Origin of the sequence: Luteococcus sanguinis, assembly GCF_039527675.1 — a bacterium.
Lineage (GTDB): Bacteria > Actinomycetota > Actinomycetes > Propionibacteriales > Propionibacteriaceae > Luteococcus > Luteococcus sanguinis.
This window is the reverse complement of the sequence record NZ_BAAAKI010000013.1, coordinates 22222-41218: the sequence shown is the minus strand read 5'-3', so window position 1 is coordinate 41218 and position 18997 is coordinate 22222. Positions and strand designations below refer to the sequence as shown.

The following is an 18997-nucleotide window of genomic DNA, read 5'->3' as shown; positions in this document are numbered from 1 at the left end:
CCTAGTGTGGCCGCACACCCGAACCCGAGGAGGCCGACATGTCGGAGAACCAGAACATCGAGATCGACGAGACCGAGGGCACCTCGCTGGACGAGCTCAACGACGAGGGCGCCGGGCTGGGCGACACGCCTGAGGCGCCGTCCAGCTTCGAGCCCGAGGAGCCGGAGCACCCCGCCGACGACAAGTGAGTCGTCGCGTCGCCGAGTGCTGCTGGGAATCGGACGTGAGCTGACCACATCGGCGCGTGGATCGTTCCAATGAGTTGATTCGTCCGATTTTCAGCAGCGCCGACACCACCGGCCGCAGCAACGCGGAGCCCAAGATCACCAGGCCACCGTGCCGCCCTCTGGCACGCTCACCGCGACCTGGCCGTCGGCGAGCTCCACCACGGGGGTGCCGGCCACGATCAGGTCGGCCCGCTCCCACGGGCGGTCCTGACGGAAGTGCGCCCGCTCGTGACCCATCCACTCGTGCCAGAAGGCGACCGTCTGCTCATGGTCACCGTTGACGCCCGACTCGTCGTCCCGGGCGATGCCGCGTCGCTCTGATTCTGCGAAGTCGGACTGCACCCAGACCACGACGTCCAGCAGGTCGGCCACGTCACGCAGCGCCGCGCCGGTTCCCTCGACCACGACCATGCTGGTGCCCGCCGGGATGTCCACGGCGCCCTTGCGTCCACGGGCCGGCCATTGCGGCGGGACCAGCTGGGCAGCGCCGGCCTCGTGGAGCTCGGTGAGCAACTGCCGGAGCAGGTGGCCCCACCCGAAGAAGGGTTCGTGCCAGGCGAGGTCATCGGTGGGGACGACGACCGAGCCGGGGACCACGTCGCGCAACTGGTCAGCGAAGGTGGACTTGCCGCTGGCCCCGTGGCCGTCCACGGCCAGCACCACCGGGCGGCCGGCCACGTCGCCGGCTCGTCGCATTAGCTGTCCCGCCAGGTCAGGGATGTCCACGGCCCGCCAACCGTCGAAGGCTGGTTCGCCGTCCACCAGGTGCATCGTCATGGCCCGATCCTGTCAGGTCGGGCCGTCGTCAACATGGTTAGGCTGACGCCATGGCCCCGCGCATCACACCCAGCATCCTGAACGCCGACCTGTCGAACCTGATGGGAGAGATGGGCAAGATCCCCAGCGCCGACGGCGTGCACCTGGACGTGATGGACAACCACTTCGTCCCGAACATGACCTTCGGGCTGCCGGTGGTCGAGTGCATCCGCAAGAACACGGACGCCTTCTTGGACGTCCACCTGATGATCGCCAACGCCGACCGCTGGGCGCCCGCCTTCGCCGAGGCCGGCGCGGAGAGCGTCACCTTCCACGTGGAGGCCGCCGACGCCCCGATCCGGCTGGCTCGCGAGATCCGCAAGCAGGGTGCCCGCGCGTCGATGGCGCTCAAGCCCGCGACCCCGATCGAGCCCTACGCGGACATGTTGGGTGAGCTGGACATGGTGCTGCTGATGACCGTCGAGCCTGGTTTCGGTGGCCAGAAGTTCCTCGACCTGGTGCTCCCGAAGATCCGTCGGACGCGCGAACTGGTTGCCAGGACCGGTCAGGAGATCTGGATCCAGGTGGACGGCGGCGTCTCGCTGGAGACGATCGAGCGCTGCGCCGAGGCCGGCGCCGACACCTTCGTCGCCGGCTCGGCCGTCTTTGCTGCCAGCGACCCGGACGCAATGGTCAACTCCTTGCGGGACAAGGCCATCTCCGCCTGCGCGCACTGAGCTGACCCGAGGACGGCGAGAGGATCAGCCGCCCAGCCCGGTGCCGACGCGACGCGCCGCCTCGATCCATGGGTGGTCCAGCGGGACGTACTTGACCTTGCCCGCGACCCGGTCGAGCGGAACGGCCTCGGTGCCTTCGCCGCGCGAGGCGACCATGACACCGAACTGCCCGTGGGCGACCAGCTCCGCACCCTTGGTGCCCAGCCGGGTGCCGAGCAGCCGGTCGTGGGCGTTCGGGGTACCACCACGCTGGACATAGCCCAGGATCGATACCCTCGACTCCAGCCCGGTCGCGGCTTCCAGCTCGCGCGCGATCCGGAAGGTGCTGTCGCGGTGGGAGTCCTCGATGGTGGCCTTGTGCTTCTTGGCGGCCGAGACCTGTTCATCCGTCTTGGCGGCCCGCAACAGCGCCTCCGCGGCCGCGATCTCCGCGGCCTCCTCGACATTGCGCGCACCCTCGGCTACCGCGACGACGCTGAAGCTTGAGCCCCGCCGCTGACGGGCCCGGACCGTCTCGGCGATCGACTCGATCGTGTACGGGATCTCGGGCAGCAGGACGATGTCCGCACCGCCCGCGATGCCGGAACCGAGGGCGAGCCAACCGGCGCGGTGGCCCATGATCTCGGCCAGGATGATCCGGTGGTGGCTGTGCGCGGTGGAGTGCAGCCGGTCGATGGCCTCGGTCGCGATCTCCAGCGCCGTGGAGAAGCCGAAGGAATCGTCGGTCTCGACGATGTCGTTGTCGATCGTCTTGGGCAGGTGGATCACGTTCAGCCCGGCCTTGGCCAGGCGGTTCGCGTTCTTCGCGGTGCCACCACCACCGAGGCAGACGAGGGCGTCCAACTCGTTCTTCTCGTAGTTCTCGACGATGGTCGGGATCATGTCGCGCACCTCACCATCGATGCTCATCCGGTGCACCTTGTCGCGGCTGGTGCCCAGGATGGTGCCGCCGATGGTGAGGATGCCCGACAGGGCCGAGCCGTCCAGCGGGATCGTGTTGTTCGTGGCCAGGCCGCGCATGCCGTCGCGGAAGCCGACGAGCTCCATGCCGTACTCGCCGATAGCGGTCTTGCCGAAACCCCGGATCGCCGAGTTGAGACCCGGGGCGTCGCCCCCGGCGGTGAGGATTCCGACGCGCTTGGCCTTCTTGCTGGTCATGGCTGCCTTCCTGATCGGTGTCAGCCAAGCCTAGGCGTGATTCAGGCTTCGAGCTCGGCGATGTCCTCATCCGACAGGACGACGTCGCGGGTCGCCGTGTTCTCCTGGAGGTGCGCCACTGAGCTCGTCCCCGGGATCAACAGGAGGTTCTCCGCGTGGTGGAGCAGCCAGGCCAGGCCGATCTGCGCGGGGGTGTGGCCCAGACGTTCCGCGACCGCGACGACCTGCGGCGCCTGGTCCACCCGCGGGAACCAGCCGAAGGCCGAGCCGAGCGGGAAGTAGGGAACGTAGGCGATGCCCTTGTCACGGCACAGTTCCAGCGTCGGCTCGTCGTCGCGGGCGAGCAGGTTGTAGGCATTCTGGACGCACACCGCACCCGCCTCGATGGCCTGCGCCGCCTGTTCGGTGGTGACGGTGCTGACGCCGAAGTTCTCGATCGCACCCTCGTCGACGAGCTGGCGCATCGCGTCCAGCTGCTCGACGAAGGGAACGGGCTGGTAGTCGGCCGGAGCGTGGTCGTCCTTCGGCATGACGCGCAGGTTCATCACGTGCAGGCGGTCGATGCCGAGGGTCTCGAGGTTCTCGTGGGTGCCGCGGATCAGCGCCTCGGGCGTCTGGTCGGGGTTCCAGCTGCCGTCCTCGCCGCGCACGCTACCGACCTTGCTGACCAGCACCAGGTCGGACGAATAGGGGTGCAGCGCCTCGCGGATCAGCTGGTTGGCGACGTGCGGCCCGTAGAACTCGGAGGTGTCGATGTGGTTGATGCCGAGCTCGACCGCCTGGCGCAGCACCGCAATCGCCTGGTCGTGGTCGCGCGGGGGTCCCATGACCCCGGGGCCGGGGAGCTGCATGGCTCCGAAACCGACGCGGCCGATCCGGTGGCCGCCCATCGTGAAGAACTTGTCCATGGCGCCATCAAAGCACCTGCGTGAAGTCGCAGGCTTGCCCAAAGAAGCCCATTGGGCTCGAGGAACGGTCAGGGAGCCAGGATCGGGAATCGTCCGGTGGTGCTACTTGCCCTGGCCGCGGCGGCGCAGGTAGCGCTGGAACTCGGCCGCGATGGCGTCACCGGTGGCCTCGGGGAGTTCCTCCTCGTCCTGCCGGGCCTCCAGCCGAGCGATGTACTCGGCGATGTCGGGGTCCTCGGCGGCGAGTTCGTCCACGCCGCGGTGCCAGGCCTGGGCCTGCTCGGGCAGGTCGGCCAGGTCGAGCGCCTCGTCCAGCAGGTCTTCGATCCGGGTGACCAGCGCCAGTGTTGCGGGCGGGTTCGGGGGCTCGCTGACGTAGTGCGGCACCGCCGCCCACAGGCTCACCACGGGCAGCCCGGCCCGTCGGCAGGCCTCGGAGACGACCCCGGTGATGCCGGTTGGCCCCTCGTAATCGCTCATCTCCAGCCCAAGCTTGCTGGCCAGTTCGGCGTCGTCGGTGGTCCCGGAGACGGCAACCGGACGCGAATGGGGCGAGTCGGACAGCATCGCGCCCATCACGATCACCAGCTCCGGACGGACGGTGCGCAGCGCGCTCACCAGCGACTGGCTGAAGGCGCGCCAGCGGAAGTTCGGCTCCGGCCCTTGCACCAGCACCAGGTCGCGGCTGGGCAGGTGCGCGATCGACAACCGCAATGCGGGCCAGATGATCTCGCTGTGCGAACCATCCTTGACGACCATCGGCCGGTTCACCTGGAAGTCGTAGTAGTCCTCACCGTCCACCTCGAAGACCATCTCGGCGTCGTAGCTCGAAGCGAGGTGGTCGACGGCGGCCGTCGCAGCGTCCGCGGCGTCGTTCCAGCCGTCGAAGGCGAGGATGGCTACCGGTCGGCGCAGGTTCGACAACGACTCAGACATGCATGCCAGCCTAGCCCCGCGCCGCCTGCGCGCCCGTGCACGACAGTCCCAGCGCGTTGACACGGGTCCTGCAGCCCTTGCCGCACCCCATATCCTTCCGCCATGACCACATTTCGTGACCTGCTTCACACCCGCGTCCTCGTCGCCGATGGGGCGATGGGCACGATGCTGCAGGCCGCGGACCTCACCATGGCCGACTTCGAGGACCTCGAGGGCTGCAATGAGGTGCTCAACAGCACCCGTCCGGATGTGATCGCCGACATCCACCGCGCCTACTTCGCTGCTGGGGCGGACATGGTCGAGACCAACACCTTCGGAGCCAACCTGTCGGCGCTGGGGGAGTACCAGATCGCCGACCGCATCGAGGAGCTGGCAGAGGCCGGCGCGCGGATCGCCCGCGAGGTCGCCGACGAGTTCTCCACCCTGGACCGTCCCCGATTCGTGCTGGGCTCCATCGGCCCCGGCACCAAGCTGCCGACCCTGGGACACCTCACCTTCGCCGAACTGCGCGACGCCTACATGCGCCAGGTGCGCGCCATGGTCGCCGGCGGGATCGACGCCGTCCAGATCGAGACCAGCCAGGACCTGCTGCAGGCCAAGGCGGCCGTGATCGCCACCAAGCGGGTCCGCGCCGAGCTGGGCGTCGACCTGCCGGTGCTGGTCAACATCACTGTGGAGACCACGGGCACCATGCTGCTGGGCTCCGAGATCGGCGCGGCGCTGACCAGCCTCGAACCCCTTGGAGTGGACGTCATCGGGCTCAACTGCGCCACCGGTCCCGCCGAGATGGGCGAGCACCTGCGCCATCTGGCCAAGCACTCCCGCGCGGGTGTCGGCTGCATGCCCAATGCCGGGCTACCCGTGCTGGGGCCCAATGGCGCGAGGTATCCGCTCGAACCGGAGGGCCTCACCGACGCCCTCGACCGCTTCGCCACCGATTTCGGCCTCTCGGTGGTCGGCGGCTGCTGCGGCACCACGCCCGAGCACATCCGACAACTCGCCGAACGCGTCGGTGGGCGTCCGGTCGTCGAACGCAGCGTCGAACACGTCAACGCAGCGTCCTCGCTGTACTCCGAGGTGCCCTTCGACCAGGACGCGAGCTACCTGTCCATCGGCGAGCGGACGAATGCGAACGGCTCAAAGGCTTTCCGCGAGGCGATGCTGGCCGAGAACTGGGACGAATGCATCGACATCGCCCGCGCCCAGGTGCGCGACGGCGCCCACCTGCTCGACCTGTGCACCGACTACGTCGGACGCGACGGGACGCGCGACATGCGCGAGCTGGCCGGACGCTTCGCCACCGCCGTCACGCTGCCGGTCGTCCTCGACTCCACCGAGCCCGAGGTCATCGAGGCGGGCCTGGAGTCCCTCGCAGGGCGTTGCGTCATCAACTCGGTGAACTTCGAGGACGGCGACGGACCCGACTCCCGCTACCAGCGCGTGATGCCGATCATCGCCGAGCACGGCGCCGGCGTGGTCGCGCTCACCATCGACGAGGAGGGTCAGGCCCGCACCGCCGAGTGGAAGGTGCGCGTCGCGGCTCGCCTGATCGACGACCTCACCCAGAACTGGGGCCTCGAGGTCGGCGACATCCTCGTCGACTGCCTCACGTTCCCGATCGCCACCGGCCAGGAGGAGACCCGCCGCGACGGGCTCGAGACGATCAACGCGATCCGTGAGCTGAAGCAGCGCTACCCCGATGTGCACACCACGCTCGGCGTCTCCAACATCTCCTTTGGCCTGAACCCGGCCGCCCGGGTGGTGTTGAACTCGGTCTTCCTGCACGAGTGTGTCGCCGCCGGCCTTGACTCGGCGATCGTGCACACCGCCAAGATCGTCCCGATGGACCGCATCCCCGACGAGCAGCGCGAGGTCGCCCTGGACCTCGTCCACGACCGTCGTCGTCCGGCCACCGACACCGAACCGGCCTACGACCCGCTGACCCGCTACCTGGAGCTCTTCGAGGGCGTCACCGCTGCCGACGTCCGCGCCACCCGGGCGGCCGAACTCGCGTCCCTGCCACTGGGGGAACGGCTGCAGCGTCGCATCGTCGACGGCGAGGCCAAGGGCCTGGAAGCCGACCTGGACGAGGCGCTCGCGTCCAAGCCCGCCCTCGACATCATCAACGAGGACCTGCTGGCCGGCATGAAGACCGTCGGTGAGCTGTTCGGCTCGGGCCAGATGCAGCTGCCCTTCGTCCTGCAGAGCGCAGAGGTGATGAAGAACGCCGTCGCCTACCTCGAACCGCACATGGAGGTCGCCGACGACACCTCTGGCAAGGGGACGATCGTGCTGGCGACCGTGAAGGGTGATGTGCACGACATCGGCAAGAACCTTGTCGACATCATCGTCTCCAACAACGGCTACAAGGTCGTCAATCTGGGCATCAAGCAGCCGATCGCCGCCATCGTGGAGGCCGCCGAGACCAACTCCGCCGACGCCATCGGCATGAGCGGCCTGCTGGTGAAGTCGACGATGGTGATGAAGGACAACCTCGCCGAACTGGATGCGCAAGGGCTGGGCACCAAATACCCGATCCTCCTCGGCGGTGCCGCGCTGACCAGGGCCTACGTCGAGCACGACCTGAACGACGCCTTCACCGGTGACGTCCGCTACGCCAAGGACGCCTTCGAGGGTCTGGCCCTGATGGACGCCGTGATGGCAGTCAAGCGGGGGGTGCCGGGCGCAGCGCTGCCCGCGATCAAGCCCCGCCGGGTGCCCAAGGGGCCGACGATCGAGATCGCCGAACCAGAACTCGGCGTGCGCTCCGACGTCGCCCGTCCGACCCCGGCCGGCGGCGTGGACGTCCCGACCCCGCCGTTCTGGGGGACGCGGGTCGTCAAGGGCATCAAGACCGCCGAGGTCGCCGCGTGGCTGGATGAGCGCGCCACCTTCCTGGGCCAGTGGGGCCTGAAGTCGGCCCGCGACGGCGCCTCCTACGAGGAATTGGTGGAGACCGAGGGACGTCCGCGCCTGCGGATGTGGATGGACCGCATCCACACCGACCGGCTGGCCGAGTTCGCGGTCGTGCACGGCTACTTCCCGGTGCATTCGCAGGATGAGACGCTCATCGTCCACGACCCCGACGACCTGGAGCGCGAGGTGACCCGGTTCACCTTCCCGCGCCAGCGTCGCGATCGCCGGCTGTGTCTGGCCGACTTCTTCCGCGACAAGGACGAGTTCGACGAGTTCGGGCCGGACGTGTTGGCGATGCAGCTGGTCACCATGGGTTCCGCGGTGGCGCAGGAGACCGGACGACTGTTCGCGCAGAACTCCTACCGCGACTACCTGGAGCTGCACGGCCTGAGCGTCCAGCTGACCGAGGCGCTGGCCGAGTACTGGCACGCCCGGACGCGCGAGGAGCTCGGCTACGCGGCGACTGAGTCGGACGTCGACGGGGCGATCCGCGACCAGCACTACCGCGGTTCTCGCTACTCCTTCGGCTACCCGGCCTGCCCGGATCTGGAAGACCGCGCCAAGCTCGTGGACCTGCTGCACCCGGAGCGCATCGGCGTCACCCTCTCGGAGGAGCTGCAGCTGCACCCCGAGCAGTCGACCGACGCGATCGTGGTCCACCACCCGGAGGCGAAGTACTTCAACGCCAAGTGAGGCCAGTTGCGGCGCACGGGTGAGGCGGCGGGGGTCTGCGAGAATGGTCACACCATGACCTTGCAGACTCCCGCCGCCGTCCTGTTCGACTTCGACTCCACGCTGGTGGACACCGAACCCCTGTGGATCGAGTCCGAACTCGCCCTCGCCACCGCCCACGGCATTCCCTGGAGCGAGGCCGATTCGCACGCCCACGTCGGCAAGTCGATCCCGACGCTGTGCGCGGCGATGGTGGCCCGCAGCGACGACCCCGAACTCACCTGGGAGCAGCTGAGCGACGAACTCGTCGAGATCCAGGTGGCCAAGTGCGTCGCCAAGGGCGGTGACCTGTTCCGCCCCGGCGCGCGTGAACTGGTCGAGCAGGTTCGCGAGGCGGGGATCCCGCACGCGCTGGTCTCTTCCAGCTACCGCCACATCATCGACGCGATCCTCGAAACCCTGCCCGACATGGGGTTCGGCGCGATCGTCGGCGGTGACGAGGTGGAACACAACAAGCCGCACCCCTACCCCTACGAGCACGCGGCGCGGCTTCTGGGCGTCGATGCGACCGAGTGCCTGGTGATCGAGGATTCGGTCTCCGGTTCGCACTCCGGTCAGGCCGCCGGTGCCGTGGTGCTGACCATCCCGGCCATCGTCGAGATCCATGCAGAACCCGGGCGGGTGGTGCTGCCAACCCTGGCCGGCGTCGGCGTGGACGACCTGTCGCGCATCTTCAGCACCGAGCGGGAGCGCGTGAACACGCTGTCGGGCGTGCGCACCGGGCCGCTGCGGGCGGGGGAGCGGGTCACGCTGACAGACCCGAAGGGCCGGCGCCACTCGATCCTGCTGACGCCGGGAAAGGGCTTCCAGACCACCAAGGGCGGCTTCAGCCATGACGACCTGATCGGGCGTCCGCAGGGCATCACCGCCACCACCAAGCAGGGCCTGACCTTCTTGGTGATGCGCCCGCTGATGAGCGACTACATGGTGGCGATGCCGCGCGAGGCGGCCGTCATCTATCCCAAGGACGCCGCACAGATCATCATGTGGGCCGACATCTTCCCCGGCGCGCGGGTGCTGGAGGCAGGGGTTGGTTCCGGTGCGCTGTCGATCGCGATGCTGCGGGCGATCGGCGAGACGGGACGACTGCATTCCTACGAGCGTCGCGAGGAGTTTGCCGAGGTCGCCCAGCGCAATGTGGAGAACTTCCTCGGCGGAAAGCACCCCAGCTGGGAGGTGACCGTCGGAGACCTGGTCGAGTCCATCTCGGACGAGCCGATCGACCGTGCCGTGCTGGACATGCTCGCCCCTTGGGAGTGCGTGGATGCGGTGGGTGAGCGGATGGTTCCGGGCGGCGTGCTGTGCTGCTATGTCGCCACCACCACCCAGATGGGACGCGTGATGGACACCCTGCGCGTGCACGGCGGCTGGACCGAGCCGATGGCCACCGAAACCATCGTCCGCGACTGGCACGCCGAGGGGCTGTCGGTTCGTCCCGGGCACGGGTCGAGCGGGCACACCGGCTTCCTGGTGATCACCCGCCGGCTTGCCTCGGGCGTCGAGGCGCCGATGCGCAAGCGTCGTCCCGCCCCCGGCGCCTATGGCCCCGACTACCACGGGCCCCGTCCGAAGAACATCCCGATGACCAACCAGGACGTCCCCGTCGAGGTCGATGAGGCAGCCGATGAGGCGACCGGAGCGGAGACGACGGAGGCGCTGAACCAGTGACCAACCAGCCCTTCGACGACCGCCTGCGGGTGGCCGAACGCCGGGCGAACGATGCCCGGGCCGACGCCCGCAACCTCGCCTCCCAGAACGAGCGGCTGAACCAGACGCTGCGCGAGGCGCGGCAGAAGCTGGTCGACCTGAAGGCCGAGCTGGACGCGCTGGCGGCCCCGCCGCTGGAGCGCGGCCTGGTCACGGCGGTGCTGGACGAGGGGGAGCTGGAGGTCTCGGCGCTGGGACGTCAGCTGCGCGTGTCGGTGCTGCCCTCGCTGACCGCCGAGGCCGGTGAGCTGGCCGTCGGAGATGGGGTGTGGTTGAACTCGTCCCTGGTGGCCGTCGGACGGTGTGCGGCGCCCCCGGTGGGGGAGCTGGCGACGGTGGTCGAGTGCTCGGACGGCTTCATCGTCGTCCGGACCCCGGCCGGTGACGAAGTGCGGCTGCGGGCCGTGGACTCGCTGGTGGCGGGCACACCTGGTGCCGGTGACTCGGTGCTGGTGGACCGCCGCGGTGGGCTGGCCCTGGCGCTGGTGGTCCGCGAGCAGGTCGAGGAGCTGGTGCTGGAGGAGGTCCCGGACGTCAGCTACGACGACATCGGCGGGCTGGGGGACCAGATCCAGCAGATCCGGGACGCTGTTGAGCTGCCCTTTGCCCACCGCGATGCCTTCCGCCGTTACCAGCTGACTGCCCCCAAGGGGGTGCTGCTCTACGGACCGCCCGGCTGCGGCAAGACGATGATCGCCAAGGCCGTCGCGAACTCACTCGGTGTCGACGGCTCCTACTTCTTGAACATCAAGGGCCCCGAGCTGCTGAACAAGTACGTGGGGGAGACCGAGCGTCAGATCCGGCTGATCTTCGGGCGGGCCCGGGAGCACGCCAGCGAGGGCAAGCCGGTGGTGGTCTTCTTCGACGAGATGGACTCGCTGTTCCGCACCCGTGGCTCGGGTGTCAGCTCGGACGTGGAGAACACGATCGTGCCGCAGTTGTTGAGCGAGATCGACGGCGTCGAGGGCATCGACAACGTCATCATCATCGGCGCCTCGAACCGGGAGGACATGATCGACCCGGCGATCCTGCGACCCGGCCGGCTGGACGTGAAGATCAAGCTGGAGCGTCCCGACGCGGATGGTGCGCGCGAGATCTTCGCCAAGTACCTGACCGAGCAGACGCCGCTGCACCCCTCTGCGGGCAGCGTGGCGGAGCTGATCGAGGCCGGCGTGGACGAGATCTGGGCCCGCAGTGAGGCGAACCGCTTCCTCGAGGTGACCTACGCCTCGGGTGACCGCGAGGTGCTGTGGTTCAGCGACTTCGCGTCCGGTGCCATGGTGCGCAACATCGTCGACCGGGCCAAGAAGTCGGCGATCAAGGACGAGTTGGCCGGTGGCCCCGGCGGGGTCTCCGAGGCTGGGGTCCGGGCGGCCTGCCGCGCCGAGTACCTCGAGAACGAAGACCTGCCGAACACCACGAACCCCGACGACTGGGCGCGCATCAGCGGCCGCAAGGGCGAACGGATCACCTTCATCCGCACCCTGGTGAGCAGCCGCGAGGTCACCCGAGCCTGATCGCGCGTTATTGGGGAAGTTGAGTTCCACCGGTGGTAGCCCAGTTTCCCCAATGATGCGACGAGCGGTTATCCACAAGCGGCAGGTCAGGGAGGAATCATCCACAAGCCGTGATCCACGAGGTGCTGTGGGAGGGGCAATCGCCGCAGACTGCCCACATGAACCAATCGCTCAGCTCCGCGTTGTCCTTGGCGCGAGTTCAAGGTGGCGTCCTCACGGCTGAACAGGCTGCCGCGGCGGGTGTCGGCCACAGCTTGCTGCGGCGCATGATCGACGGCGGCCAGTGGATCAGGCTCGCCACGGGCTTGTATCAAGCGCATCCCGCCGCGCTCGAAGCTGACGGGGCCGCCTGGGCGGGCCTTCTACTGGGCGGCCCGCGGGCCTGCATTGCTGGGGAGATGGCTGCCCACCTCCAGGGCTTCGCGTCGGAGCCGGAGGTCATCACAGTGGCCGTACCCCACGAGAAGAGGGTGCGCCCAGTTGGCCGCTGGCAGTTCGAGCGGCGTCGGGAAATGCCGCTCACCAGGGGCGAGCCGGCCCGCACCACCGTCGAGGAGACGGTGCTCGACCTGTGTGACGGCCAGCCAGACCGCGCCGAGCACTGGGTGATGGAAGCCTGCCGGCTGAGGTTGACGACGCGAGCTCGACTGCTGACGGCGCTGCAGGCGAGGCTGCGCATTCGCAGCAGGCGGGACCTGGCCGATCTGCTGGCCCCTGACGAGGAAGGGGTCGAGTCGCCGCTCGAACGGCGCTACCTCAAGGATGTGGAACGCGCCCACGGGCTGCCCAGATCGACTCGTCAGGTGAGGGCCGGGAACCAGCGACGGGACGTGGTCTATGAAGAGTTCGGTGTGCTGGTCGAGCTGGATGGCCGACGCGGTCATCAAGGAGCAGGAGCCTTCCGCGACATGACCCGTGACAACGGCAACACCGCCAGCGGCTGGATCACCCTGCGCTACGGCTGGGCCGACTGCACGAGCGGTTGTTGCTCCGCCGCCAACCAGGTCGGCACCACTCTCCAGCTCCGTGGCTGGCGGGGCGAGCCCTGCTCATGCACCCGCTGTCGCTTGGCTGCCTGAACATTCCCCGATCCCCGAACGTTGCCCCGAGCCCGAGGACGATCCCGAGACCCCAGGTACGTTCCCCGAACCTGTCGAGGGGTCACTCCGGCCAGCTCGCGGAAGGTCTCGCCGCTTGGGTGTGTCAGGCGGCCAGCTTCTTGCGAAAGAGGGCTCGCCAACCCACCAGCAGCAGCCCCAGGACCGCGGTGGCCACGATCCAGAATGACCAGGCCGCGCTCGTGCCGGAACTCATCCGCAGCACCAGCCCACCGACCGCCGTGACCAGCCAGACGAACACGCCCGCACCCACGGTGGACACGGGGCGACGACGCAGCAGCAGGATCGCCCAGGCCACCATGCACGCGACGAGGAAGGGCCAGGCGGTGTGAACCAGCCCCGACAGGACGTTCTCCGAATGGGAGGCTCGCCCGGTGGCGGCGAACACCACGACGAGCACGAGGTCGACCAACATCACGATCTGCTTCTGCATGGCACGAGGCTATCTTGAGCCCATGGCAGTCGTCGGCACCGAGACCGAGTACGGAGTGTGGGCCGCGGGTCTCGCGCCCGGACAGCACGTCGACGCGATCACCCTGTCCGAGGCCGTCGTCGGGCACGTCGAGGCCGCCGGCACCCAATGGGACTACGCGGACGAGCAACCGCTCGTCGACGCCCGGGGCAGCGTGCTCCCGCGCCGGATCGCCCACCCCGACCAGCTCACTGACGAGGTACGCCAGGCGAACCGTCTGCTGGCCAATGGCGGACGCTCCTATGTCGATCACGCGCACCCCGAATGGTCCGGTCCGGAGGTCACCAGCGCGCAGGCGGCACTCGTACGTGATCTGGCTGGGGACCAGATCCACGTTGACGCGGCGAGACGAGCGTCCGAACGTCTGGGTCTTGACATCCGGCTGGCGCGCAACACCACCGACAACCAGGGGCACTCCTATGGCTGCCACGAGAACTACCTGGTGCCGCGGGAGGTGCCCTTCGCCGACATCGTCGAACAGTTCGCGGGACACCTCGCCAGCCGCGTCGTCACCTGCGGTGCCGGGCGCGTAGGCCTGGGCCAGCGCGGCGATCGGTGCGGTTACCAGGTCTCCCAGCGAGCGGACTTCATCGAACGCCTGACCGCGCTGGCCACGACGATCCGGCGTCCACTGGTGAACACCCGCGACGAACCGCACGCCGACCAGACGCGGTGGCGTCGGCTGCACGTCATCGCCGGGGACGCGAACCGCCTCGACGTGGCTGCGGTCGTGAAGGTGGGTGCCGCGCAGCTGGTGCTCCAGGCCATTGCTGCGGGGGCACGCGTGCCCGGTCCGGTCGATCCCGTGACGGCCGTCCAGGCCTTCTCCCATGACACCTCCTGCACGATCACCGTTCCCTGCACGGACGGACGTGACCGCACCGCCGTCCAGCTGCAACGGGCGTGGTTGGAGGCAGCCCGCAACCACGCCCTGGGCGACCCCATCGGCGATGCCCCGACCGTCCTCAGCCTGTGGTCACGGCTCTTGGATGATCTGGAGGCCGACCCGATGAGCTGCGCCGACCGCATCGACTGGGTCGCCAAGCTCCGGCTCCTCGACGCGCTGCGCACCCGTCACGGCCTGGGCTGGGACGATCCGCGATTGGTGGCCCTCGATCTGCAATGGGGCGACCTCGACCCGACCCGCAGCCCGGCGTCCAAGCTTGCGGAGCGCGGATCGACCGTCCGCGTGGTCACCGACGACGAGGTGACCCAAGCCCTCACCGAGCCGCCGGCCGACACCCGCGCGTGGCTCCGCGGAACCTTGTTGCACCGCTTTGGTGACCACATCGCCTCCGCGTCCTGGGATCAGGTGGTCTTCGACACGGCCCGTGGGCAGCGTGCCTGGCGGCTGCTGAACCCCACCGAGGGCACCCGTGAACAGTGGGAACCGCGGCTGTGGTCCATCAGCTCGATCGAGAAGCTGGCAGCCCTCGGCGACTCAGTAGGGTGGACGACCAAGGAGGAGATGTGAGCGAGCAGCAGCACGTCCAGCGCAGCCGGACCACCCGCGAAGAACACCAGGTCATCGAGACGACGGTGGCCGATCGCGATGCCGGGTTGGATGAGCTGTTGGACGAGATTGACTCCGTGCTCGAGCAGGATGCGTCTGAGTACGTCCGCTCCTTCGTGCAGAAGGGTGGCCAGTGAGCGAGTTCGGCCAGCACTCGACCGGCCCGGCACCGCTGGGGACGACGCTCGTCGTCGGCGCCGGACTGGTCGGGACGTCCATTGGGCAGGCCCTGACTGCTGCCGGGGTGCGTGTGCTGCTCAGCGACAGGACCACCAGCCACGCCGTCGTCGCGGCCGGACTCGGTGCTGGCGAGGTTTTCGACCCGGCCGCTGATGAGCAGGTCGACGTGGTGGTCGTCGCCACCCCACCCCAGCACATCCCAGCGGCAGTGCTCGCGGCGCTCGTCAAGCACCCACAGGCGGTGGTCACCGACGTCGCGTCGGTGAAGTCGTCGGTGCTGTCACGCCTCGAGACCACCAACGAGGAGATCTCCCGCTACGTCGGCTCCCACCCGATGGCCGGCTCCCAGCACACCGGGCCGCTCACGGCGTCCGCGAAGCTCTTCGTCGACCGCACCTGGGTGGTCACCCCGCACGTCGGCAACGCGCCCGAGCACGTCGAGGTCGTCCGTGCACTCGCCCGCTCCTGCGGATCGCGAGTGGTCGAGATGGCGCCCGACGAGCACGACGAGGCCGTCGCCCAGGTCAGCCACCTGCCGCAGCTGATGAGCACGCTGACGGCGGGCAACCTGCGCCACGTCCCGGACGGGCACCTGCAGCTCGCTGGCCAGGGTATCCGTGACGTGACACGGATCGCCGGCTCCGACCCGGGCCTGTGGCGCCAGATCATCACCGCAAATGCGGACGCTGTTCGGGCCGAGCTGCACGCCGTCCGGGCCGATCTGGACGAACTGGTCGAGGCCCTGGACGACCCGGACGCGCTGGAGGCCTTCATGGCCCGTGGACGGGTTGGCGCGCGATCGCTGCCCGGCAAGCACGGCAGCCGTCCGGCCGACTGGGAGTCGGTCGTCGTGGAGATCCCCGACGCCCCCGGTGCGCTGGCGCGGTTGTTCGCCGACATCGAGGCCGAGGGTGTCAACGTCGAGGACCTGTCGATCGAGCACGATGCCAGCCGTGAGGTGGGCTGGCTACAGGTCGACGTGGCTCCTGACCATGCCGTCCGGCTTCGGTCGGCCATGCAGGCCAAGAGCTGGACGCTTCGTCCCTGACCTGGCACTACCCTTGGGCGGGTGAACGACAGCCTCCTGATCGCCATCGACGGACCATCTGGTTCAGGCAAGTCCAGCACCTCCCGCGGGGTCGCCGAGCGCCTGCACCTGGCCTACCTGGACACCGGTTCGGTGTACCGCGCCGCGGCCGTCGCCTGGCTCGAATCGGGGCTGCCCGCCAGTGAGACGCAGGCGATCACCGAGCTGGTCGCCGAGTCGGTCTTCGAGGTTGGCACCGACCCCACCGCGCCGACGATTGCGGTGAACGGCCGTGACGTCACCGACGAGATCCGCGACCCCGGGGTGGCGAGCCAGGTGTCCACGATCGCGACGATCCAGGCGATCCGCGACATCGTCACCGAGCAGTTCCGGCAGACCATCGACGCGCACGATCGCCGGATCGTCGTCGAGGGACGCGACATCACCACCGTCGTGGCACCCGACGCTGACGTCCGGGTGCTGCTGGTCGCCGACCCCACCGCCCGGATCGCCCGTCGCCAGGCCGAGCTGGGGGCGCGGGCCGATTCCGATGCGGTCGTCGACCAGATCGTCCGTCGTGACCGGGACGACTCGACGGTCAGCCAGTTCGAGACCCCCGCCGAGGGTGTCACCCTGGTCGACTCGACCCACCTCAGTCTGGACGAGGTCATCGATGCTGTCGTCGCGCTGGTGCCCCAGCGATGAGCGTCGAACTGGACCTCCCCGACCTGTCGAGCCTTCCCGCCGCCGGCAGCCCGCTGCTGGACCTGTTGCGCCCCACCGTCGGAGTCATCGCCCGGAACCTGTGGCGGACCACCGAGCACCACCGCGACCGGATCCCCGATGGACGTTGCATCCTCGCGGTCAACCACGTCGGGCTGCTCGACGGGCCGCTGGTCGTCGCCCTGAACCAGGACGCCCAGGCGATGGCCAAGAAGGAGCTCTGGAAGGTCAAGCCCTTGGGACATTTCCTGGACGCGGTGGGGCAGGTCCCCATTGACCGCTGGAACCCTGACCCGGGCTCGATCCGCCGCTGCATCGCCGTTCTGCAAGCAGAGCGCCGGCTGGTGATCTTTCCGGAACAGCACCGCGGCAACGGTGACTTCGCCCAGTTCAAGCGCGGCACCGCCTACCTCGCGATGGTGACCGGCGCCCCGGTCGTGCCGGTCGCCCTGATCGGTGCGGCGACCACGGGGACGGGCATCCGCTCGGTGCCGAAACCGCGGTCGCACGTGGATGTCGTGTACGGTGACAAGGTTGATGTGGCGCCGAAAGGGTGGCCCCGCACGGCCGGTGAGGTCGCCGACCTCACCGCGGTTCTGCAGCGTGCGTGCCAGCAGAACCTCCAGCAGGCCCAGCAGGAGTTGGGCCTGGTACTGCACTGAAGGAAGCCCCGCCATGAGCGAGAACTTTGACGACCCCGGCCTTGACGCCATCCTCGACGAGATGGGTGAGCCGGCTGCGCCCAAGCCCGTCGTCGCCGTCGTTGGACGCCCAAATGTCGGCAAGTCCACCCTTGTCAACCGCATCCTGGGGCGCCGCGAGGCCGTCGTCCAGGACGTCCCCGGCGTGACCCGCGACCGCGTCAGCTATGAGGCCAACTGGAACGGACGTGAGTTCACGCTCGTCGACACCGGCGGCTGGGTGAGCGACGCCACCGGGCTGGCGCAACAGATCGCCGACCAGGCGGAGATGGCCATCATGGCCGCGGATGCCGTCTTGTTCGTCGTGGACGCCACCGTCGGCACCACGGACGAGGACGAGGCCGTGGTGCAGGTGCTGCGCCGTTCCAAGAAGCCCGTCGTGCTGGCCGCCAACAAGGTCGACGACCAGCGCACCGAGGCCGAGGCCGCGAGCATGTGGAACCTCGGCCTGGGGCAGCCCTGGGCCATCTCCGCTATGCACGGCCGGGGGACCGGTGACCTGCTGGATGCCCTGCTGGACGCCATGCCCAAGGCTCCGGCCGAGCGCTATGAGACCCTCGGCGGACCGCGCCGCATCGCCATCGTCGGCAAGCCGAATGTCGGCAAGTCGTCCCTGCTGAACAAGTTGTCGGGGCAGAACCGGTCCGTGGTCTCCGACCTGTCCGGCACCACCGTCGACCCCGTCGACGAGCTGGTCGAGATCGCAGGCACCACCTACCGCCTGATCGACACCGCCGGCATCCGCCGCCGCGTGAAAGAGGCGTCCGGGCACGAGTACTACGCGTCCCTGCGCACCCAGAGCGCGATCGAGCGCGCGGAGGTGTGCGTGGTCGTGATCGACGCGTCCGAGCCCATCACCGAGCAGGACCTGCGGATCCTGACCATGGTCGAGGAGGCCGGACGTGGTCTGGTCGTCGCCTACAACAAGTGGGACCTGACCGACGAGGAGCGCCGGCACTACCTCGAGCGCGAGGTCGAGCGGGATGTGCAGGCCTTCGCCTGGGCGCCGAGCGTCAACATCTCCGCGCTCACCGGACGCAATGTGGACAAGCTGTCCAAAGCGATCGAGCAGACGCTCGAGGGCTGGGAGACCCGCGTGTCGACCGGCAAGCTCAATGCCTTCCTCGGACGCGTGGCGGCGGCTCACCCGCACCCACTGCGCGGCGGCAAGCAGCCGCGCATCCTGTTCGGCACCCAGGCGCACACCAGCCCGCCCACCTTCGCGCTGTTCACTTCCGGCCAGCTCGACCAGGGCTACGTCCGCTTCGTGGAGCGTCGCCTGCGTGAGGACTTCGGTTTCGTCGGTTCCCCGGTGCACGTGGAGGTCCGGGCCCGGGAGAAGCGCGGCAAGTAGGTGTGGGCAGTACACGCCCGCTCCGATTGGCCCCCGAGGCGCCGGATCGGGTAGTGTTCTTCCTCGGGTCAGCAATGACCTGGACGGGCTGTAGCGCAGCTTGGTAGCGCACTTGACTGGGGGTCAAGTGCGGTAGCGGCTGTTTCAGCCTAAAAAGTAAACAACGGGATGTGGCGCAGCTTGGTAGCGCACCTGACTGGGGGTCAGGGGGTCGCAGGTTCAAATCCTGTCATCCCGACAGAAAAGCCCTGATGAGAAGCACTTTTCATCAGGGCTTCGTCATTTCGTCCGACGAGTTTTCGTCGGGCTCGGTCT

17 protein-coding genes and 1 tRNA gene are annotated in these 18997 nt (G+C 68.7%); 13 read left to right on the top strand and 5 right to left on the bottom strand.

All coding sequences use genetic code 11. From position 1 onward, the window contains the following. Positions 1 to 38 precede the first annotated feature (38 nt). A complete protein-coding gene (locus tag ABD089_RS09445) occupies positions 39 to 188 on the top strand; it encodes a hypothetical protein (protein WP_343886107.1) in 150 nt (49 codons plus the stop codon). A 135-nt stretch (positions 189 to 323) separates the two neighbouring features. On the opposite strand, the gene ABD089_RS09440 is transcribed toward ABD089_RS09445, so the two are convergent. Continuing rightward, positions 324 to 1004: a uridine kinase family protein gene (locus ABD089_RS09440; RefSeq protein ID WP_343886106.1), complete on the bottom strand. Its 681-nt coding sequence runs from the start codon at positions 1002 to 1004 to the stop codon at positions 324 to 326. Positions 1005 to 1054: 50 nt separating this feature from the next. Here ABD089_RS09440 and rpe point away from each other — a divergent pair, with 50 nt between their 5' ends. Next, a complete protein-coding gene (rpe, locus tag ABD089_RS09435) occupies positions 1055 to 1720 on the top strand; it encodes a ribulose-phosphate 3-epimerase (protein WP_343886105.1) in 666 nt (221 codons plus the stop codon). Between the two features lie 24 nt (positions 1721 to 1744). Here the strand turns inward: rpe and ABD089_RS09430 are convergent, their stop codons facing one another. The 3 genes from ABD089_RS09430 to ABD089_RS09420 all read right to left on the bottom strand — a co-directional run bounded on the left by ABD089_RS09430 (position 1745) and on the right by ABD089_RS09420 (position 4722). Further along, positions 1745 to 2878 carry a 6-phosphofructokinase gene (locus ABD089_RS09430; protein WP_343886104.1) on the bottom strand — a complete coding sequence of 378 codons (1134 nt, stop codon included), beginning with the start codon at positions 2876 to 2878 and terminating at the stop codon, positions 1745 to 1747. 41 nt (positions 2879 to 2919) lie between these two features. Beyond that, the gene (locus tag ABD089_RS09425) at positions 2920 to 3786 is read right to left on the bottom strand and encodes an oxidoreductase (RefSeq protein WP_343886103.1); all 867 of its coding nucleotides are present in this window, start codon (positions 3784 to 3786) and stop codon (positions 2920 to 2922) included. A gap of 102 nt (positions 3787 to 3888) precedes the next feature. Then, positions 3889 to 4722 (bottom strand): PAC2 family protein, encoded by an 834-nt coding sequence (locus ABD089_RS09420; RefSeq protein WP_343886102.1) that lies wholly within the window; start codon positions 4720 to 4722, stop codon positions 3889 to 3891. 102 nt (positions 4723 to 4824) lie between these two features. On the opposite strand from ABD089_RS09420, the gene metH reads away from it, so the two are divergent. The 4 genes from metH to ABD089_RS09400 all read left to right on the top strand — a co-directional run bounded on the left by metH (position 4825) and on the right by ABD089_RS09400 (position 12673). After that, positions 4825 to 8331: a methionine synthase gene (gene metH / locus ABD089_RS09415; RefSeq protein ID WP_343886101.1), complete on the top strand. Its 3507-nt coding sequence runs from the start codon at positions 4825 to 4827 to the stop codon at positions 8329 to 8331. A gap of 54 nt (positions 8332 to 8385) precedes the next feature. Beyond that, complete coding sequence (locus ABD089_RS09410) at positions 8386 to 10038, top strand: HAD-IA family hydrolase (protein ID WP_343886100.1); 1653 nt, start codon at positions 8386 to 8388, stop codon at positions 10036 to 10038. Beyond that, a complete protein-coding gene (gene arc, locus ABD089_RS09405; RefSeq protein ID WP_343886099.1) occupies positions 10035 to 11594 on the top strand; it encodes a proteasome ATPase in 1560 nt (519 codons plus the stop codon). The genes ABD089_RS09410 and arc overlap by 4 nt, the downstream gene beginning before the upstream one ends. A gap of 110 nt (positions 11595 to 11704) precedes the next feature. Beyond that, complete coding sequence (locus tag ABD089_RS09400; RefSeq protein WP_343886098.1) at positions 11705 to 12673, top strand: type IV toxin-antitoxin system AbiEi family antitoxin domain-containing protein; 969 nt, start codon at positions 11705 to 11707, stop codon at positions 12671 to 12673. A 124-nt stretch (positions 12674 to 12797) separates the two neighbouring features. Here ABD089_RS09400 and ABD089_RS09395 read toward each other — a convergent pair whose 3' ends face one another. Further along, complete coding sequence (locus ABD089_RS09395; protein ID WP_343886097.1) at positions 12798 to 13145, bottom strand: DUF3054 domain-containing protein; 348 nt, start codon at positions 13143 to 13145, stop codon at positions 12798 to 12800. 22 nt (positions 13146 to 13167) lie between these two features. On the opposite strand from ABD089_RS09395, the gene dop reads away from it, so the two are divergent. The 7 genes from dop to ABD089_RS09360 all read left to right on the top strand — a co-directional run bounded on the left by dop (position 13168) and on the right by ABD089_RS09360 (position 18920). After that, complete coding sequence (dop, locus tag ABD089_RS09390; protein WP_343886096.1) at positions 13168 to 14658, top strand: depupylase/deamidase Dop; 1491 nt, start codon at positions 13168 to 13170, stop codon at positions 14656 to 14658. Then, positions 14655 to 14834, top strand: a complete 180-nt coding sequence (locus ABD089_RS09385) for a ubiquitin-like protein Pup (protein WP_343886094.1) — start codon at positions 14655 to 14657, stop codon at positions 14832 to 14834. The genes dop and ABD089_RS09385 overlap by 4 nt, the downstream gene beginning before the upstream one ends. Continuing rightward, complete coding sequence (locus tag ABD089_RS09380; protein ID WP_343886093.1) at positions 14831 to 15925, top strand: prephenate dehydrogenase; 1095 nt, start codon at positions 14831 to 14833, stop codon at positions 15923 to 15925. Before ABD089_RS09385 ends, ABD089_RS09380 begins: the two co-directional genes overlap by 4 nt. Before the next feature lie 21 nt (positions 15926 to 15946). Continuing rightward, positions 15947 to 16609 carry a (d)CMP kinase gene (cmk, locus tag ABD089_RS09375; protein ID WP_343886092.1) on the top strand — a complete coding sequence of 221 codons (663 nt, stop codon included), beginning with the start codon at positions 15947 to 15949 and terminating at the stop codon, positions 16607 to 16609. Continuing rightward, positions 16606 to 17289 carry a lysophospholipid acyltransferase family protein gene (locus ABD089_RS09370; protein WP_343886091.1) on the top strand — a complete coding sequence of 228 codons (684 nt, stop codon included), beginning with the start codon at positions 16606 to 16608 and terminating at the stop codon, positions 17287 to 17289. The genes cmk and ABD089_RS09370 overlap by 4 nt, the downstream gene beginning before the upstream one ends. Positions 17290 to 17350: 61 nt before the next feature. Continuing rightward, the gene (gene der, locus ABD089_RS09365; protein ID WP_343886286.1) at positions 17351 to 18682 is read left to right on the top strand and encodes a ribosome biogenesis GTPase Der; all 1332 of its coding nucleotides are present in this window, start codon (positions 17351 to 17353) and stop codon (positions 18680 to 18682) included. Between the two features lie 164 nt (positions 18683 to 18846). Continuing rightward, positions 18847 to 18920: transfer RNA gene (locus ABD089_RS09360), tRNA-Pro, on the top strand. Positions 18921 to 18997: the final 77 nt, after the last annotated feature.

Excerpts from the sequence above, each read along its gene's own strand:
- dop (WP_343886096.1), top strand. The coding sequence starts at position 13,168 with ATGGCAGTCGTCGGCACCGAGACCGAGTACGGAGTGTGGGCCGCGGGT.
- der (WP_343886286.1), top strand. The coding sequence starts at position 17,351 with ATGGGTGAGCCGGCTGCGCCCAAGCCCGTCGTCGCCGTCGTTGGACGC.
- ABD089_RS09430 (WP_343886104.1), bottom strand. The coding sequence starts at position 2,878 with ATGACCAGCAAGAAGGCCAAGCGCGTCGGAATCCTCACCGCCGGGGGC.
- ABD089_RS09420 (WP_343886102.1), bottom strand. The coding sequence starts at position 4,722 with ATGTCTGAGTCGTTGTCGAACCTGCGCCGACCGGTAGCCATCCTCGCC.
- ABD089_RS09370 (WP_343886091.1), top strand. The coding sequence starts at position 16,606 with ATGAGCGTCGAACTGGACCTCCCCGACCTGTCGAGCCTTCCCGCCGCC.
- rpe (WP_343886105.1), top strand. The coding sequence starts at position 1,055 with ATGGCCCCGCGCATCACACCCAGCATCCTGAACGCCGACCTGTCGAAC.
- ABD089_RS09440 (WP_343886106.1), bottom strand. The coding sequence starts at position 1,004 with ATGACGATGCACCTGGTGGACGGCGAACCAGCCTTCGACGGTTGGCGG.
- metH (WP_343886101.1), top strand. The coding sequence starts at position 4,825 with ATGACCACATTTCGTGACCTGCTTCACACCCGCGTCCTCGTCGCCGAT.
- ABD089_RS09395 (WP_343886097.1), bottom strand. The coding sequence starts at position 13,145 with ATGCAGAAGCAGATCGTGATGTTGGTCGACCTCGTGCTCGTCGTGGTG.
- ABD089_RS09425 (WP_343886103.1), bottom strand. The coding sequence starts at position 3,786 with ATGGACAAGTTCTTCACGATGGGCGGCCACCGGATCGGCCGCGTCGGT.
- ABD089_RS09410 (WP_343886100.1), top strand. The coding sequence starts at position 8,386 with ATGACCTTGCAGACTCCCGCCGCCGTCCTGTTCGACTTCGACTCCACG.
- ABD089_RS09445 (WP_343886107.1), top strand. The coding sequence starts at position 39 with ATGTCGGAGAACCAGAACATCGAGATCGACGAGACCGAGGGCACCTCG.